This is a genomic window from Verminephrobacter aporrectodeae subsp. tuberculatae At4 (assembly GCF_000193225.1).
In the GTDB taxonomy this organism is placed as follows: Bacteria; Pseudomonadota; Gammaproteobacteria; order Burkholderiales; family Burkholderiaceae_C; genus Acidovorax; species Acidovorax aporrectodeae.
In genome coordinates this window covers 1-17,267 of the sequence record NZ_AFAL01000493.1, presented here as the reverse complement: position 1 = coordinate 17,267, position 17,267 = coordinate 1, and the positions used below count along the sequence as shown (strand labels likewise).

12 protein-coding genes and 1 pseudogene are annotated in these 17,267 nt (G+C 64.4%); 6 read left to right on the top strand and 7 right to left on the bottom strand.

Translation table 11 applies throughout. The features are described from left to right. Positions 1–7: 7 nt before the first annotated feature. From VTU_RS0116105 to VTU_RS0116085, 5 genes and pseudogenes are all read left to right on the top strand, one after another. Entirely contained in the window at positions 8–1,072 is a 1,065-nt protein-coding gene (locus VTU_RS0116105) for an N-acetylneuraminate synthase family protein (protein ID WP_010106035.1), read from the top strand. Continuing rightward, positions 1,059–2,108, top strand: coding sequence for a Gfo/Idh/MocA family protein (locus tag VTU_RS27695; RefSeq protein WP_010106033.1), 1,050 nt, complete (start codon positions 1,059–1,061; stop codon positions 2,106–2,108). Before VTU_RS0116105 ends, VTU_RS27695 begins: the two co-directional genes overlap by 14 nt. Further along, on the top strand, positions 2,105–2,821 hold the full coding sequence (locus VTU_RS0116095) for an acylneuraminate cytidylyltransferase family protein (RefSeq protein ID WP_010106031.1): 717 nt from the start codon (positions 2,105–2,107) through the stop codon (positions 2,819–2,821). The genes VTU_RS27695 and VTU_RS0116095 overlap by 4 nt, the downstream gene beginning before the upstream one ends. Beyond that, positions 2,818–3,576, top strand: a pseudogene (locus tag VTU_RS0116090) (SDR family NAD(P)-dependent oxidoreductase); the annotation flags it as partial. The gene VTU_RS0116095 and the pseudogene VTU_RS0116090, both read left to right, overlap by 4 nt. A gap of 11 nt (positions 3,577–3,587) precedes the next feature. After that, positions 3,588–4,343: a class I SAM-dependent methyltransferase gene (locus tag VTU_RS0116085; protein WP_236610766.1), complete on the top strand. Its 756-nt coding sequence runs from the start codon at positions 3,588–3,590 to the stop codon at positions 4,341–4,343. Here VTU_RS0116085 and VTU_RS0116080 read toward each other — a convergent pair. The 7 genes from VTU_RS0116080 to VTU_RS0116050 form a co-directional block, all read right to left on the bottom strand. Beyond that, positions 4,333–5,628 (bottom strand): N-acetyl sugar amidotransferase, encoded by a 1,296-nt coding sequence (locus tag VTU_RS0116080; RefSeq protein ID WP_010106025.1) that lies wholly within the window; start codon positions 5,626–5,628, stop codon positions 4,333–4,335. The two genes, VTU_RS0116085 and VTU_RS0116080, sit on opposite strands and share 11 nt — an antisense overlap. Beyond that, on the bottom strand, positions 5,625–6,920 hold the full coding sequence (locus VTU_RS0116075) for a glycosyltransferase family protein (RefSeq protein ID WP_040892985.1): 1,296 nt from the start codon (positions 6,918–6,920) through the stop codon (positions 5,625–5,627). The genes VTU_RS0116080 and VTU_RS0116075 overlap by 4 nt, the downstream gene beginning before the upstream one ends. A gap of 75 nt (positions 6,921–6,995) precedes the next feature. Beyond that, the gene (gene glnT, locus VTU_RS0116070) at positions 6,996–8,303 is read right to left on the bottom strand and encodes a type III glutamate--ammonia ligase (protein ID WP_010106021.1); all 1,308 of its coding nucleotides are present in this window, start codon (positions 8,301–8,303) and stop codon (positions 6,996–6,998) included. 24 nt (positions 8,304–8,327) lie between these two features. After that, positions 8,328–10,082 carry an asparagine synthase (glutamine-hydrolyzing) gene (gene asnB / locus VTU_RS0116065; protein ID WP_029554476.1) on the bottom strand — a complete coding sequence of 585 codons (1,755 nt, stop codon included), beginning with the start codon at positions 10,080–10,082 and terminating at the stop codon, positions 8,328–8,330. A gap of 10 nt (positions 10,083–10,092) precedes the next feature. Further along, a complete protein-coding gene (gcvPB, locus tag VTU_RS0116060) occupies positions 10,093–11,505 on the bottom strand; it encodes an aminomethyl-transferring glycine dehydrogenase subunit GcvPB (protein ID WP_010106017.1) in 1,413 nt (470 codons plus the stop codon). 1 nt (position 11,506) lies between these two features. Next, complete coding sequence (gene gcvPA, locus VTU_RS0116055) at positions 11,507–12,871, bottom strand: aminomethyl-transferring glycine dehydrogenase subunit GcvPA (RefSeq protein WP_040892989.1); 1,365 nt, start codon at positions 12,869–12,871, stop codon at positions 11,507–11,509. Positions 12,872–12,984: 113 nt separating this feature from the next. Continuing rightward, positions 12,985–14,106 (bottom strand): AI-2E family transporter, encoded by a 1,122-nt coding sequence (locus VTU_RS0116050; protein WP_010106013.1) that lies wholly within the window; start codon positions 14,104–14,106, stop codon positions 12,985–12,987. Between the two features lie 247 nt (positions 14,107–14,353). On the opposite strand from VTU_RS0116050, the gene VTU_RS0116045 reads away from it, so the two are divergent. Next, the gene (locus VTU_RS0116045) at positions 14,354–17,233 is read left to right on the top strand and encodes a 2-oxoglutarate dehydrogenase E1 component (protein WP_010106011.1); all 2,880 of its coding nucleotides are present in this window, start codon (positions 14,354–14,356) and stop codon (positions 17,231–17,233) included. The last annotated feature ends 34 nt before the right edge of the window (positions 17,234–17,267 follow it).

The following is a 17,267-nucleotide window of genomic DNA, read 5'->3' as shown; positions in this document are numbered from 1 at the left end:
GGACAACATGGATTTCATATCAAGGCAGTTCGATTTCCAGCCGGGCGAACGCTGCATCGTCATCGGCGAGATCGGCGTCAACCACAATCGGCAGGAAGACATGCTCTTTCGCCTGATCGACGAAGGCATTGCTGCCGGGCTCGACGTGATCAAACTCCAGCGCTTCAAAGCCGACGAAGAGATTGCCGCGCAGGCGCCAACTACCGACTACCAGAAGCTGGCCGGCTCCGGCGCCGGCCAGTTGCAGATGGCGCGCAACCTCGAACTGCCCGACGAGTGGCTGATCAAGGCCTTCGACTACTGCAAGCAGCGCGGCGTGGGCTTTCTGTGCACGGCTTTCGACCACAGCAGCGTGGACTTTCTGGCCGATCAACTCGGCTGCAAGACGGTCAAGATTCCTTCGCCGGAAGTGAGCAACAAGCCACTGCTCCAGCATATGGCGCGCAAGTTCGACGGCCTGCTGCTGTCCACCGGTGCCAGCTATCTGGGCGAGGTGGCGAACGCCATCGAATGGATCGCCGACGTCGGCCCACGCGAACTGGCACTGATGCATTGCCTGTCCGAATACCCCGCCCCGGTGGCGCAGGCCAACTTGCGCGCGATGAGCAGCATGCGCGCGGCGTTCCATGTGCCGGTCGGCTATTCCGACCACACGCCCGGCCAGGTGGTGGCCGTGGTGGCCGTGGGCCTGGGCGCGGCAATGCTGGAGAAGCACTACACGCTCGACAAGAACCTGCCGGGCCCGGACCACCAGGCATCGCTCGACATCCCCGAGCTCCGATCCTTCGTAGCCGCCGTGCGTGACGCCAGCAGTTGCCTGGGCGACGGTGTCAAGCGCCCGGTGCCAGCGGAAATCGCCAACCGCCCGCTGATCCGCAAGAGCGTGGTATGCGCCGCGCCGGCCATCGCGGCCGGCACGGCGATCAGCGCAGCGATGCTGGGCGTCAAGCGCCCCTGGATACGCGGTGCCGTCGAGCCTTTCGAGATCGGGACCATCCTGGGCCTGCCCCTGCGCCGCGACAAACGGCATGATGAAGCCATCCTCTGGTCCGACTTCCATGAGCGCGGCTAGCCCGAGGATCCTGTGCATCAGCCTGGGCAGCATTGGCCGGCGCCACCTGCGCAACGCCCGCGCGCTGCTGCCCCGGGCGCGCATCGCCGTCTGGCGCCAGCATCGGCCCGCTGACGGCAGCGTTCCCGAAGGCGCCGACGAAGTCGCCACCAGCCTGCAGCAGGCGCTCGATTTCATGCCGGACGCCGTCCTGGTTTCATCGCCGGCCAGCGCGCACGTGGCGAACGCGCGGCCGTTCGTGCAACGCAACCTGCCGGTATTCCTGGAAAAGCCCCTGGCTGCGCGTGGCCAGGACCTGGGAGACTTTCCGGCACTGTGCCGCGCCTCGTCCGGCTTCACCATGGTGGGCTATGTGCTGCGCTTTCTTCCGGTCCTGCAGGCGATCCGGCAAGCGCTGCACGACGGCCTGCCCGGCCAAGTGCACACGGCGCGCGCCGAGGTCGGTCAGTACCTGCCCGACTGGCGCCCGGGCAGCGACTACCGCCAGGGCGTAAGCGGCCAGGACAAGCTCGGCGGCGGAGCGCTGCTCGAACTCAGCCACGAGATCGACTACGCCACTTGGCTGTTTGGCTGGCCGCAATCGCTGCAATGCAGCCGCGCCCGGCTGAGCCCGCTGGACATCGACGTGGAAGACTCGGCCCATCTGCTGCTGGAATACGCGGACAAGCGCCTGAGCCTGCAACTGGACCTGCTGCAGCGCGTGGCACATATGGCGCTGCAGATCGTCGGCAGCAAGGGCACGCTGGTGGCCGACCTGATCCGGCAAGAACTGCGCTTCGTCGATCCGGCAAACCCCCAGGGCCGCAGCATCGAGGCGCCGAAACTGCCCGACGGCAACGGCATCTACCTGCGCCAGTTCGATTTTTTCTTCTCCAAGGCCCTCGCGGACTACCGGCCGATGGACCCTCGAACGAGCGGCTTCGACAGCTGGGCCGACGTCGGCAGCGCGCAGAAGGTGCTGCATTTGGTCGATCTGGCCAAACAGGCCAGCGACACGGGCCTGCGCCAGACCGTGACGTTCGCGCAGAGCCCATGAGCGCCACGGCCTTCATCTTCGCGCGCGGCGGCTCCAAGGGCGTGAAGAGCAAGAACATCTACCCGGTCGCCGGCAAGCCGCTGATCGCCCACGGCATCGCCAGCGCGTTGGCCAGCCAGTCCGTTGCCCGCGTCGTGGTGTCGACCGACGATGCGCAGATTGCGGCAGTGGCGCGTGCGCATGGCGCGGATGTCCTGGAACGTCCATCCGCGCTCGCCGACGACAGCACGCCGGAACTCCTGGCCTGGCGGCACGCCATCGCCAGCTTCCCGCAGTTGTTCAGCGGCCCCGCAGTCCAGCCTTTCATCTCGCTGCCGGCTACCTCCCCGCTGCGGGCAGCGCAGGACGTGGACGCCGCGATCGCCAAATTCCGCAGCCACCCCTGCGACATCCTGTTCGGCGTCAGCCCGGCGCACCGCAACCCGTACCTGAACATGGTGACGATAGACGCGCAGGGCTTGCTGCAGATCGCCATCCCCGGATCGTCCGCCGTGCGCCGACAGGAGGTGCCCGCCATGTACGACGTGACGACCTGCGTGTACGTCGGCAACGCGTCGTACATACAGTCCTGCACCCGCCTGATGCAGGGGCGCGTGGGCCATATCGTCATTCCGCCCGAGCGCGCGCTGGACATAGACAGCCACTACGACATCCACTTGGCGCAGCTACTGCTGACCCAGCCCTACCCACCTTGTGCAAAGAGATCTTCGTGACGATCCGCTCCGTTGCCGCAATCACCGGCGGCGCCGGCCATATCGGCCGCGCCATTGCCCGCAAACTCGCCAGCCGCGGCCTGCGCATCGCCATACTGGACAAGAACCTGCAGGCCGGCCAGGCCTTCGCGGCCGAACTGCAGGCACTGCACCCCGGAGATCACCGCTTCATCGACGCCGACCTGATGCAGCCCGAGTCCTTCGCGCACATCCGCGCGCGCATTGAAGCGGACTTCGGCCGCCTGGACTACCTGGTGAACAACGCCGCCTTCTACGACGATACCCCCGGCTGGGGCGTGCCCTTCGGGCAGGAAGGCTACGAGGCCTGGTTGAAGGTGCTGCGCGTCAACCTGCTGGCGCCGTTCTTCTTGGCGCAGACGCTGCACCCGCTGCTCGCACGGTCCGACGATGCCTCCATCGTCAACATCGGCACCATGTACAGCGCGGTCGGTCCGGACTGGAGCCTGTACCAGGGAACGGACATGAGCAATCCGGCCGCCTATTCGGCCAGCAAGGGCGGCTTGCTGGCTACCACGCGCTGGCTGGCCACGGCCCTGGCCCCGAAGGTGCGCGTGAACATGGTCTCGCCCGGCGGCATCGAACGCATGCAGGACCCGCAATTCATGGCACGTTACAAGCAGCGCACGCCGCTGGGCCGGATGGGCACGGAGAACGACGTCGCCGGCATGGTCTCGCTGCTGCTCTCGCCCGAGGGCGCCTACATCACCGGCCAGCACATGCTCATTGACGGGGGCTGGACGGCGTGGTGACGCAAGCGCAGTCGGACCAACTCCGGGCCTACGACGCCATGGCCCCGTTGTACGCGCAGTACAGCAACCGGTACCGCAACTACCTGGATGCCGTCGATCAACTGGTGATCGATCGCCTCGAGCCCGGCATCCGTCTGCTGGACCTGGGTTCGGGCGACGGTCGGCGGCTGCACAGGATCGCCGCACACCACGGACTCACGGACGTCGTGGCCGTCGAGCCCAGCAGCGCCATGGCCGCGCTGTGCCGCCAGACCACCGGCTTTGCCGTGCACCAGCTGTTCGGCGACGAGCTCGATCACCTGCCACAAACAGGCTTCGATGCAATCACCGTGCTGTGGAACGTGTTCGGCCATATGGCCGATTCCAGCGTCCGGCTCAAGACCCTGGGCTGGCTCAAGGCCAAGCTGGCACCGGGGGGCGCCATCTTGCTGGACGTGAACAACCGCCACAACCGGCTCGCCTACGGGCGCTGGAACATATTCAGGCGCCGCCTGCTCGACGCCCTGGCGTTCGATGAAAAACGCGGCGACGTGCACTACCAGTGGCAGATTGGCCAGCAGTCGTTGCCCTCATCCGGGCACCTGTTCACGCCAGCGGAGATGGCAGGGCTGTTCCAGCGGGCGGGTTTGCACGTGGCCGAGCGGCTGTCGGTGAACTACGCCAACGGCGCCGTCTCCAGTTCCCCCTTCGACGGCCAGTTGTTCTTCCGGCTCGGGCATGCCGGCAGCGGGCCGGCTGTCCTCAGGGGTTGAACACCGCGTGGCGCAGCTTCCATTGGCCGTTCTCACGCTTCCACAGGTGGGGTGAGCGAAATTCGTCGCACAGCCTGTCGAAGTACTCGCGCGTCATGACCGGCTGCTTGAATTTCGCGGGGACCTGCTTGCCGAAATCGTTCTCGCGGATCGACAGGTACTCGAACAATTCCTTCTCAAACCGCGCCGGGTACTCGCCGTCGAACTTGCGCACCAGGGCCACGCCCTCGTCGCGGTCGATGTCGCCCGAGCGGACCTCCTGCGAGGCGTCGTAAGTGGCGCGACCGATGCCGAATTTGACGAACGTCGTGTAGTAGTGCAGGTCGTCCATCTTGTCGTCAATGGAGTTGTACTTGGAATAGGTGCCCAGGGTGCGCTCGGGTGCGGCCTGAAAGCCACCATGCTCCACCGCATAGTAGTAAGCACTCTGCGGGTGCCACTTCACGTAGTGACCCAGCCAGTGCACCTCAATGCCCTTGTCCTTGCACAACTGCGGGTCGATGGGCAGGTAGGGCTCGAAGTCCTGCTTCTTGAAACCAAAATCTTCCTTGAGCTCCTTGAACGAGGTACCGCCCAGGTACACGTCCGAGTCATCGGACATGGTGAAGTATTCGAACTCCTGCATGTCGCGGCGCGAACTCTCGTTGTGGGCAGAAGGGTTCCCGTACTCGGCGCCGCTTTCGCCATAGAAGATCAGTTGGATGTCGTGCAGGGCCGCCATCTTGGCGGCCAAGTGGCGCTGGCCGATGATGAACGGCTGGAACGGGTGCAGCAACCGGTCGGTGGACAAGCGCGTGAGCAGGCGGTGGATACGTCCGTTGGGCGTAACCAACTGGTTGTCGAAACCAGCGTGGATCCATGCCTGGAAATTCCTCCAGCCCCAATCGGTGTAGATGTGCGGCGCCCATGTCACGGTCAGCGGAGTCATGCCGTACTGGTACTTCAGCAAGTGGGCCTGCATGAAACTGTCCTTGCCCCCCGAGCCGGGAACCAGCACGTCGTAGCGTTCGCCGTTGCTGCAGTGCTTGGCCAGCAATTCGCGCAACTCTTTCTCGCGCAGCCCCCAATCGATGCCCTGCTTCCAATTCTTGGTATGACAGGCGTCACAAATTCCGTCCCGAAAGGCGATTACTTCCTTTTTGCTTGCGCGCGTATGTTTTTGCTCGATGGTGGAGTTCGGGCGTTGGTTGGAGATGACACAAGTCTTGCAGAACACAACGTTCTTGGGCAAGCCGTAGAAGGCATCCTGCGGCGTATCGGTTTCATAGTTGACGAAATGGCTCATTCCATGGCTCCAATGTGCATCTCACAAGGCAGGCACAGTTTGTTCAAGATAATGTCGGCGATTTTAAACGCTGCCGATGCGGCAGGCAGTTGGGTTCGAATTTGCGCCAAAATGCGTGTGAAGCCTTCCTCGTCGGCCAGCGCGTGGCCAATTTCCTCGGGCAGATGGTTCATCCCGCGGCTACCCCAAGCCACACCCATGGCCGCCAGCGGAAGATCCGGATGCAATGCGGCCTCCAGTTGCAGGACACGTCTGTGCATCAACGTGGCCTGCAATCCCACCGTGGTCGTTCGCGCCAGCAGCAGGTCGGTATGGGATAGCAATTCATGCAAATCACAGTCAGCAGCAAGAAAGGCATCCGTGCGACCCTTCAACCAACTCTGGTACAGCGCCCTGTTTTGCGAAGGGTGCGGTCGCACCAGGTAAACGGCACCATTGGACAGCGTGGCCGCATGGCAGGCCTGCAGTTCGGTCAGCGTGTCTTCGTCGGTTTTAAAATACGAACGCTTGAGCACCGGACTCCACCAAGCGGGCATGTCGGCGTGCAGTACGACACTGCGCGCCCCCACCTGGGGGAAGTGGGCTGCCATCCACATCGGATTCCTTGCACAGGGCCGTTCAAAAATCCGGTCGAAAGCGGGGTTCCCCGTGCAATAAAAGCTGCTTATCGAAGGATCGACCAAACCATCGCCCAGGAACATTTGCTGCGCGGTCGGATTGAGGAAAGTGATGTTTCGTGCTTTGATCAAATAACCGCCCAGACCCGTGAACAAGTCAGTCATGGCCAGCGTGCCCATGCCTCTTTTGTTTGCAACCGCGATGGCTGCGGCCTCGCTGCGAGGCGAGTTCGTCGTCACTACAAAATCCGTCTGCAACCGATCAAAAACCCGCTCCATCACGGACACAGGGAAAAACGCATGCCGCCCCCGCTCTGCGATCAACCGGGCGGCCCCGGTTTCGCCATGGCGCTCGACCAGATCCTGGTAACAAAGACCCAGATACGCCACCGAATCCCCGTATTCGACGCCCGCGGTTGGAGCGTGGTGGATTTTTGCCAGTTCGACACCCCAAGCCAACGCGGCCGCATCAAGCAATGGATCGACGAAGTCCTTGAAACTCAAGCAGTCCAAGCCTCTGGTCCGAAACGCCTGGATGGCGGCGGGCAAGGCCAGGACCTGCATGTCCAGCAGGCCGCTGCGGAAGGCAGCGCTCTGACGCAGAGCGTGTACCACCGGATACACCATGTGCGCATGACCGCCGCCGTATGTGACGAACAACAGTCGCTTGGCCACAAGGAGCGCTCTCAATGGCCGCCCCTTTGGCAGACAGGCGTGATAGCCGATCTGCAAGCCGGCAAATGGGCATCTTCAGTAGAAATCGACATAGCGGTTGAACTCCGCCGGCGGGATGTGCATCAGGAGTTCATCGCACTCGGCCCGCTTGAGGTTCAGAAATTCGTCGACGAAGGCCACACCCAGACCCCGCCGCAGCACTTCGCTGGCATCCAGCGCATCCAGCGCCTCGGGCAGCGAGGAGGGTAGGCGTTCGATGCCTTTTTGCCCGAGTTCCGTGGCGCTCAGCTGGTAGAGGTTCTCGTTGCAGGGCTCGCCGGGACTGAGCCCGCGTGCGATGCCGTCCAGGCCTGCGTGGATGACCGCGGCCGTCAGCAAGTAGGGGTTGGAAGATGCGTCCGGCACGCGCAACTCGAGCCGGCCTGCGGGAATGCGGACGAACGCCGTGCGGTTGTTGTCGCCGTAAGCGACGCTAACCGGGGCCCAGGTCGCGCCAGAGCGCGATCCGCGCTTGACCAGACGCTTGTATGAATTCACGCAGGGCGCCGCAATCGCAGTGAGTCCCTGCGCATGCGCCACCAAGCCGCCCAGAAAGTGATACGCCATGGGCGAGAGTTCCAGGCCCCGCGGGTCCTGGGCGTCGGCAAATGCGTTGTCGCCGATCTTCCTGCCGGCCGACATGTGCATGTGCAAGCCGCTGCCCGAACGCTCGGCAAATGGCTTGGGCATGAAGGAGCACAGCATGCCGTGTTTTCTTGCAAGTGCCTGCGCCGCCATCTTGAAGTACGTCAGGTTGTCCGCCGTACGCAAGCCGTCGGCGTAGGTGAAGTTCATCTCGAACTGGCCGTTGGCGTCTTCATGGTCGATCTGGTAGACGTCGATTCCGGCGCCATCGAGTGCAGCCTGCAGTTCCATGAGAAAGCCAGACACCGAAGACAGGTGGCGAAAGTCGTAGCAGGGCTTGTCCAGCGCCTCCGATTCCGTGGCCACGACCCAGTTGCCGGCAGCGGCTCCCGGCTTGAGCAAAAAGAATTCCGGCTCCAGACCCGAGAAGAACTCCAGGCCGGTCGCCGCGCGAAAATCGGCCAGAGCCTTCTTGGCGATCACGCGGGGGTCGAGCGCGTGCGGCTTGCCCCCCACATGGCCATCGCAGGTGACGCTGGCCGTCGATGCCATCCAGGCAACGGGGCGAATCGCATCGCGGTCGCCAACGGCCATGAACTCCGGGCCATGGGGCCCCAGCCCCATGCCTGCGATGGCGAAACCTGCAAAGCCAGCGCCCGCGCCAAAAATCATTTCCCTGTGCCTGCCCGGCACCAGTTTCGCCTTGGGCCGGCCATGGATGTCCACGAACTGGGCAAGGTAGTAGTCGAATTCGGTCATGGTCCTGCAGTCCCGGTGTTTGTTTCAAGCGTTCTCGGGAAAAAATTCCTGCAACCACAGCTTGGTCATGAGCAGCGTGCGCAGCGGTTTGGTGTGGTTGTGCAAGCCGCTGCGGTGCTCGTCGAGCATGCGCTGCAATTCGGTGCGCTCAAAGCGTCCGCCATCGGGCAGCGCCAGGATGTCGCGCGCCCACGGGTAGAGCGGCCCCTTGATCCATGCGCCGATCGGCAGCGTGGGCATGGTCTTGGGTCGAAACACGAAGTCGCGGTCGTAGTAGCGCAGCGCCGCCTGCTTGAGAAAATGCTTGCCCACCCCCTGGTGGAACTTGGCCGTGATGGGCAGGCGTGCGAACAATTCGCTGACCCTATGGTCCAGGAAGGGCGCGCGCGCCTCGATCGACCAGCAGGCCCCCATGCGATCGCCCTTGACGCCATTGTTTCCAGGCATCAGCGAGGTCAGTTCGTAGGCGGCCACCTGCTCCATGGGCTCCAGGTCGCCAAAGGGTTCGATGATTTCCATGAACCGGTCGAGCGCGCCTTCGGTATGGGGCAGAAAGGACGGGCTCATGATCCGCTGGTGGTCCTTCCCGGTGCTGTAGCTGATCAGGTCGAAGTAGCTGCGCATCGGAAAATTGGCGCGCGTCATCTCCGAAAAGAACTGCTCGTTGTGGCGGAAACCCAGCATCACCTCGTCAGGACCATCTCCTGTGAACACGACGATCTTGCCCATCTGGTGCGCCCGGCGCGACAGCAGATAGAACAGGAAGAACGAAAAGTCGCCATGCGGCTGCTCGGCATGCCGGACCACCGCGTTTGCAATGTCCACAATATCGGCCGGTCGGACATCCAGTGCGCTCAGGTTGATGTGCAGGTCGGCAGCCACGCGCTCGGCGTAAGCGTATTCGGAGAAACCCGACTCCCCGATGCGCAGGCCGATGGCGTCCAAGCGGGGCCGGTTCCATTGGGGCAGCAAGCGCTGGGCGATGACCGAAGAGTCCACGCCGCCCGAAAGAAACAGGCCCCCGTCCACGTCAAAGCGCATTTGCAGTCTCACGGCCTCGTCCAGCGCATTCTCCAGATCGGCCTGCGATGCCTCGACGCGCTCGCCATCGAGCGGCCAGCGCCAGTAGCGCACGGGCTCGGAAAATTCGCCTGCGCGATAGCGCATGAAACTGCCCGGTGGCAGATGGCGGATACCTTCAAAGCAGGTCTCGGGTGGCGGGCAGTAGTTGAAGGTGAATACATGGCCCAAGGCCGATTCGTTGACCTTGCGCTCGAACCGGGGCAGCGCGAGGATGGCTTTCATCTCGCTGGCAAACGCCAGGCCGCCTTGGTACGGCGCATAGAAGCAGGGCTTGATTCCCTGGCGGTCGCGCGCCAGCAGACCGGTGTGCGTGCGCTGGTCCCAGATGAAAAAGGCGAACATGCCGACCAAGTCGTCGAGCATCTGCTCGCCCTTCTCGCACCACAGATGCACCAGCACCTCGGTGTCGCAGCGCGATTTGAAGCGGTAGCCCCGGGCCTTGAGTTGCTCGCGCAATTCGATGAAGTTGAAGATCTCGCCGTTGAAAACGACCCAGACCTTGCCGTCGGTGCTCGACATCGGCTGCATGCCGTTCTCGGGGTCAACCACCGCCAGGCGGGCATGGCCGAGGACCGCGCCGCCCAGGTCTTCGACGCCCTGCTCATCGATGCCGCGGTAACGAATGCTGTTGATCATCTTCCAGACATCGTTCCGGCCCACGCCCGCAGCATTGACCACCCCCGCTATTCCACACATGGTTGAGTCCTCAATTTCCATCGATTCGAGCCATCTTGCGGCCCAGGCGCGCGCCACCGTCCAAGGTTTCGTCCATGGCGTCTTCGTTGAAGATACGCTGGAAGATGTCCACTTGGCAATCAAGACTGGCCTTGGTTTCGGTCTCGGTCGGTTCAATCAGCATGGCCGACTTCAAATCGCCCGGGAAGTACACGCAACCCGCACCCACCAGCGTGGGCGGGTGGATGCCGTAGTCGATCAACCGTTTGGCGAACTGGCGCACGGAGGTCTTGAGCTTGGCGCCGGACAGCAGCGTCTCGTGCTTGCACAACTGCGCGTACACCGGGGGCAACATGGGAGCCAGCCGGTGCTGCAGATAGTTCGCATTCAGTACCGCGTTTTCGGAAGCCTGGCGCAAACCGCGCGCGCCCATGGTGCGCAGGTATCCGTAGGCGCGCAGCAGCACGCCCACATGGCCATGGAAAGCCTTGATCCGGCCAATGGACAGCGGGCGATCTCCGTCGGGCTGCGCCAGGCCACTCCTGCGCACCACCACCGGGCCAGGGAGATACTGCGCCAACGCCGCCTTCACGGCCACCGGGCCTGCACCCGGGCCACCGCCACCGTGCGGCGTCGAGAACGTCTTGTGCACGTTCACATGCACCAAGTCAAAACCCATGTCACCCGGGCGCACGATACCCATCAGCGCGTTCAGGTTGGCCCCGTCGTAGTACAGCAGCGAGCCGTTGGCATGCACGGCATCGGCAATCTCGACGATCTGATCCTCAAACAGACCCAGCGTGGAGGGATTGGTCAGCATGAAGGCCGCCACCTCGGGTGTCAGCATCGCGCGCAAGAGCTGCCGGTCCACACGGCCTTTGGCGTCTGAAGGCACGATGCGGCATGCAAACCCCGCCATGGCCGCGGACGCCGGGTTGGTGCCATGGGCCGAATCCGGCACCAGCACCACCGGACGGTGCACGCCAAACCGGGCAAAGTGCCTGCGGATCATCAGCAGCCCGGCGAATTCGCCCTGCGCGCCGGCGGCCGGCGCGAGGCAGCAGGCGTCCATGCCGGTGATTTCGCAGACCATGGCCTGCAGGCGCTCGTACATTTCCCAGACGCCGCCCAGGGTATCGGCATCCTGCATCGGGTGAGCGCAGGCAAAGCCCGGCAACCGGGCCAGTTCGTCGTTGCGCTTGGGGTTGTACTTCATGGTGCACGAGCCGAGCGGGTAGGGACCGTTGTCCACGCCGTGCGATTCCTGGCTCAAGCGGGTGAAGTGGCGCACCACATCGACTTCGCTGACTTGCGGCAAACCGATGCAGGAACGCAGGCGGGCAAAGCCAGGCGGCGGTGGCATGGCTGCCGCCGGAGCGCTGTCGGCAAGAACGTTGCTGGCGGCGCCGGGGCGATGCAACTCGGCAATCGATGGGGTCGGCATGTCAGGCCCCCTGCAAACAGGCGCGCGCATGCCGGGCATAGGCATCGAGGTCGGCAGGGCTCTTGGTCTCGGTCACCGCGACCAGCAGACCGCGCCCATGGCCGACGATTCGCGGGTCCACGGGCACACCGGCGAAGAGGCCCCGCGCGCGCATGCGGGCACGGAACACGGCCGCATCCAGCGGCAGTCGAAGGGCAAACTCATTGAAATGCACGCCGCTGCGCAGCAGTTCGACGCCGGGCAGCGCCGTCAGCCGTGCACGCAATTGCAGCGCATTTGCGGCGTTCAGCTGGGCGATGCGCATGAAGTTGCGCTCGCCCAGGCAGGACAGATGGACTGCGACACGGATGGCATTGAGCGCCTGATTCGAGCAGATGTGGCTGGTGGCCCTGTCGCGCGCCACATGCTGCTCGCGGTCTTCCTTGACCAAGGCGTAGCCGAGCTTGCCGTGCAGGTCGTGCACGCGGCCGACCAGGCGGCCGGGCAGGTAGCGCTCCAGCGGCTTGGCGCAGGCGATGATGCCGGCATAGGGACCGCCCGCGCTCAGCGCAAGCCCCAGGGGCTGCGCCTCGCACGCGACGATGTCCGCGCCCAGTTGGCCCGGCGCCTCCAGCCAACCGCACAGCAGCGGATTGACACTGACGGTCAACAGCGTGTCGTTCTGCGCGCAGACCTGCGCGATGGCCGCGACATCCTCGATCACCCCCAAAGCGTTCGGACTCTGCAGCACCACGCCCGCCACATTGCCTTGGGCGAGCAGGCCCCCGATCGCGGCCCCATCGACCAAACCGGTTTCGGGATCCTGGGCCACATGCTCCAGTTCGACCGCGCGCGGCAACAAGTAGGTATCGAGCACCTCGCGGTATTGCGGCCACAGCGCCTGCGCCACGACCACGCGGCGCAGGCTGCTGGCCGCGCACATCATCCAGCAGGACTCGGCCAACGCCGTTGCGCCGTCGTACACGGAGCAGTTCACGCACTCCCGTCCGAGCAGGCGGCCGACCAGCAGCTGAAACTCGAACAGCGCCTGCAACAGGCCCTGGCTCATCTCGGGCTGGTAAGGGGTGTAGGCCGTGAGGAATTCGCCGCGCGAGACGATGGCGTCCACCACCGCCGGAATGTAGTGTTCATACGCGCCGCAGCCCAGGAAACTGGAATGCGACAGTACCGTGGCGTTCATGTCGGCCATGGCGCGTACGTCGCGCATGAGTTCCCACTCACTCAGGGCCGGCGGCAGGCTGAGCGCGCGGCGCAGACGCAGTTCGGCAGGCACGTCGGCAAACAGCTGCTCGACCGAATCGAGCCCCATCACCTCCAGCATGGCCTGGACTTCCGCGCCCGTGTGCACGTTGTAGCCGACTGGCACTCGCTCCTCCAGCGCAGAGTCGTTCTGTTTTTGGTTCACGGGGGATGAAAGCGCCTGTACAGGACGCGGTAATTGGGCCGCAAAACCGGCGTCCGAATTATAGGCAGGCGCCTTCAATATCCGGGTCTGCCACGGCGGCGGCGACCCCGCAGACGGCTCCAATTTGCAAGTGCCGGGGACCCGCGAGGCCCTGCTGACTCGGCGCAAAAAAGGTCCCAGCTCGCGATGAACAGCGCGGCGATGACCGGGCCCATGACGAACCCCGTGAGGCCGAACAAGGCCATTCCTCCCAGGGTCGAGATGAGCACGACGTAGTCTGGCATCTTGGTGTCCTTGCCGACCAGGATGGGGCGCAGGACGTTGTCCACGAGCCCGATCACGCCCAGGCCGAAGGCGGTCAGGACCACCCCCTTCCATATGGAGCCCGTGACCAGAAAGTAGATCGCGACCGGCGCCCAGATCAGCCCGGCGCCCACCGCGGGCAGCAGCGACAGAAAGGCCATGAATACGCCCCAGAGCACGGGCCCCTGGATTCCCAGAACCCCGAAGATCAGCCCGCCCAGCGCGCCCTGGGACACGGCGACGACGATATTCCCCTTGACCGTGGCGCGGATCACGGTGGTGAACTTGCCGATCAGCTGCCGCTTGTGGGCCTCTCCCAGGGGGACGGCCGCGCCGACGCGCCATGCCAAGTGGGCGCCGTCGCGCAGCAGGAAGAACAACAGGTACAGCATGATGCCCAGGCTGACGATGAATTCGAGCGCGTTCTGCCCCATGCTCAGGGCCTGCGTGGCCACGAACTGGCTGGCCTGCACGGCGACGGAGGAGAGCTTGCGCTGCAGTTCCGCAACGCTGGTGAGATCGAGCCGGTCCAGCAGGTTCGCCACCCAGGCAGGCAGCGCGGCGATCATCTGCTGCAGATAAAGCCCGAAGTCGATCTGCCCGGAGCGCACGCGCGCGTAAATGGCGCTCGCCTCGTGGACCAGCGACACGGTGATGGCCGTCGTCGGCAGGATGACGACGACGAGGCAAAGCCCCAGCGTGCACAGCGCGGCCAGCGTGGGGCGCCGGGGCATGCGGCCGAGCAGCCTGCGGTGCAGGGGCGCAAACAGAATCGCCAGCACCACGCCCCAGAAAACAGCCCCGTGAAACTGCCACAGGATGGCGCCAAACGCCATGGTGACGAGGATCAGCAGCAGCAAAAAGGCTTTGTCCTGGAGTCGCTTGGGGGTCATGTTTTTGTCTGGATCAGGGCTTGCCGCAGTGTACGTGAGGCTCTGTTTCTGCCGGCCCGTGGCGCACGTTCGAGCGCCGTGGCATGCACACCCGTTTTACAAATGGTTCTGGCGTCGGTGGCACAATGCGGACCTGTCATCGGGCCCTTCCCCAGCCACAGTCGCATCCGCCAACCGGTCCAGCCGTGTCGCGGAAGGTTTCTCAACCAACTCCGGCTTTCCCGAGGAAAGCGAAGGTCAGCGGAATATGAACGCCACGCCGTCCGTCTATCAAGCCTACCAAGGCAACACCTACCTCTTCGGCGGCAACGCGCCCTATGTCGAGGAGATGTACGAGAACTATCTCGAAAACCCCGGCAGCGTTCCGGACAACTGGCGCGGCTACTTCGACGCGCTCCAGAACGTCCCCGCCGTGGACGGCAGCAACGCCAAGGACGTTCCCCACCTGCCGGTGATCAACGCCTTTGCCGAGCGCGCAAAACAGGGCGGCACCCGGCTGGTCGTCGCCACCGGCGCGGACTCCGAACTCGGCCGCAAACGCACCGCGGTGCAGCAGCTGATTGCCGCGTACCGCAACGTGGGCCAGCGCTGGGCCGACCTGGACCCCTTGAAGCGCACCGAGCGCCCCGCGATTCCCGAACTGGAGCCGGCGTTCTACGGCTTCAGCGACGCCGACCAGGAAACCGTGTTCAACACCAGCAACCTGTTTTTCGGCAAGGAGTCGATGCCGCTGCGCGAGCTCATCAACGCGCTGCGCGAGACCTACTGCGGCTCCATCGGTGCCGAATACATGTACGCCACGGACCAGAACCAGAAGCGCTGGTGGCAGCAGAAGCTGGAGGCGATCCGCAGCAAGCCCAGCTTTGGTGAGGAAAAGAAAAAGCATATTCTCGAGCGCCTGACGGCCGCCGAGGGCCTGGAGCGCTTCCTGCACACCAAGTACGTCGGCCAGAAGCGCTTCTCGCTCGAAGGCGGCGAGAGCTTCATTGCCGCGATGGACGCGCTGATCCAGTCCGCCGGCGCCAAGGGGGTGCAGGAGATCGTGATCGGCATGGCGCACCGTGGCCGGCTGAACGTGCTCGTCAACTCCCTGGGCAAGATGCCCAAGGACCTGTTTGCCGAGTTCGACCACACGGCGCCCGAGGACCTGCTTGCGGGCGACGTGAAGTACCACCAGGGCTTCAGTTCCGACGTGACCACCCCGGGCGGTCCGGTGCACCTTTCGCTGGCCTTCAACCCCTCGCACCTGGAAATCGTGAACCCGGTGGTCGAGGGCTCGGTGCGCGCGCGCATGGACCGCCGCGCGGACCCGCAGGGCCAGCAGGTGCTGCCGGTGCTGGTGCATGGCGACGCGGCGTTTGCGGGCCAGGGCGTGATCCAGGAAACGCTGGCGCTGGCGCAGACCCGGGGCTACTCGACGGGCGGCACGGTGCACATCGTGATCAACAACCAGATCGGCTTTACCACCTCCGACCCACGCGACAGCCGCTCCACCCTGTACTGCACCGACGTGGTGAAGATGATCGAGTCGCCGGTGCTGCACGTCAACGGCGACGATCCGGAGGCCGTGGTGCTGGCCACCGAGCTGGCGCTGGAGTTCCGCATGGAGTTCGGCAAGGACGTCGTGGTGGACATCGTCTGCTTTCGCAAGCTGGGCCACAACGAGCAGGACACGCCGGCGCTGACCCAGCCGCTGATGTACAAGAAGATCGGCGCCCACCCCGGAACCCGCAAGCTCTACGCCGACAAGCTGGCCGCGCAGGGCCTGGGCGAGACGCTGGGCGACGACATGGTCCGGGCGTACCGCACCGCCATGGATACCGGAACGCACACGGTGGACCCGGTGCTGACCAACTTCAAGAGCAAGTACGCCGTGGACTGGAGCCCTTTTCTGGGCAAGAAATGGACCGACGCGGGCGACACCGCGATTCCGCTGGCCGAATGGAAGCGCCTGTCCGAGCGGATCACGGCGATTCCCGACAGCGTGACCCCGCACCCGCTGGTCAAAAAGGTGTTCGACGACCGTGCGGCCATGGGCCGCGGCGAGATTCCCGTGGACTGGGGAATGGGCGAGCACATGGCGTTTGCTTCGCTGGTGGCCAGCGGCTACCCGGTGCGCCTGTCGGGCGAGGACAGCGGTCGCGGCACCTTCTCGCACCGCCACGCCGTGGTGCACGACCAAAAGCGGGAGAAGTGGGACATCGGCTCCTACGTGCCGCTGCAGAACGTGGCCGAGAACCAGGCGCCGTTCGTCGTCATCGACTCCATCCTGTCCGAAGAGGCGGTGCTGAGCTTCGAGTACGGCTACTCGTCCAACGACCCGAATACCCTGGTGGTCTGGGAGGCCCAGTTCGGCGACTTCGCGAACGGCGCGCAGGTGGTGATCGACCAGTTCATTGCCTCCGGCGAAGTGAAATGGGGGCGGGTGAACAGCATCACGCTGATGCTGCCGCATGGCTACGAGGGCCAGGGCCCCGAGCACAGTTCGGCGCGCCTGGAGCGCTTCATGCAGTTGTCTGCCGACACCAATATGCAGGTGGTGCAACCGACCACCGCGAGCCAGATCTTCCACCTGCTGCGCCGCCAGATGGTGCGCGCGCTGCGCAAGCCGCTGATCATCATGACGCCCAAGTCGCTGCTGCGCAACAAGGACGCGACCTCGCCGCTGTCCGAGTTCACCCAGGGCGGCTTCCAGACGGTGATTCCCGAGCAGGACCCGGCCATCGCCGGGAAGGCCGCCAAGGTCCGGCGCGTGATCGCCTGCTCCGGCAAGGTGTACTACGACCTCGTGAAAAAGCGCGCAGAGAAGCAGACCAGCGAGGTGGTGGTGCTGCGCATCGAGCAGCTCTACCCCTTCCCGCACAAGGCGTTTGCCGCAGAAATCAGGAAGTACCCGAACGCCACGGACTTGGTGTGGTGCCAGGACGAGCCGCAGAACCAGGGCGCCTGGTTCTTCGTGCAGCACTACATCCACGAAAACATGCTCGAAGGCCAGAAGCTGGGCTACTCCGGCCGCGCGGCTTCGGCGTCTCCTGCGGTCGGCTACGCGCACCTGCACCAGGAACAGCAAAAGGCGCTGGTGGACGGCGCGTTTGCCAAGCTCAAGGGATTTGTCCTGTCCAAGTAAGACCGGCACCCGAAAACACGACAGAACACCCCCC

Excerpts from the sequence above, each read along its gene's own strand:
- VTU_RS0116050 (WP_010106013.1), bottom strand. The coding sequence starts at position 14,106 with ATGACCCCCAAGCGACTCCAGGACAAAGCCTTTTTGCTGCTGCTGATC.
- VTU_RS0116095 (WP_010106031.1), top strand. The coding sequence starts at position 2,105 with ATGAGCGCCACGGCCTTCATCTTCGCGCGCGGCGGCTCCAAGGGCGTG.
- asnB (WP_029554476.1), bottom strand. The coding sequence starts at position 10,082 with ATGTGTGGAATAGCGGGGGTGGTCAATGCTGCGGGCGTGGGCCGGAAC.
- VTU_RS0116045 (WP_010106011.1), top strand. The coding sequence starts at position 14,354 with ATGAACGCCACGCCGTCCGTCTATCAAGCCTACCAAGGCAACACCTAC.
- glnT (WP_010106021.1), bottom strand. The coding sequence starts at position 8,303 with ATGACCGAATTCGACTACTACCTTGCCCAGTTCGTGGACATCCATGGC.
- VTU_RS27695 (WP_010106033.1), top strand. The coding sequence starts at position 1,059 with ATGAGCGCGGCTAGCCCGAGGATCCTGTGCATCAGCCTGGGCAGCATT.
- gcvPB (WP_010106017.1), bottom strand. The coding sequence starts at position 11,505 with ATGCCGACCCCATCGATTGCCGAGTTGCATCGCCCCGGCGCCGCCAGC.
- VTU_RS0116080 (WP_010106025.1), bottom strand. The coding sequence starts at position 5,628 with ATGAGCCATTTCGTCAACTATGAAACCGATACGCCGCAGGATGCCTTC.
- VTU_RS0116105 (WP_010106035.1), top strand. The coding sequence starts at position 8 with ATGGATTTCATATCAAGGCAGTTCGATTTCCAGCCGGGCGAACGCTGC.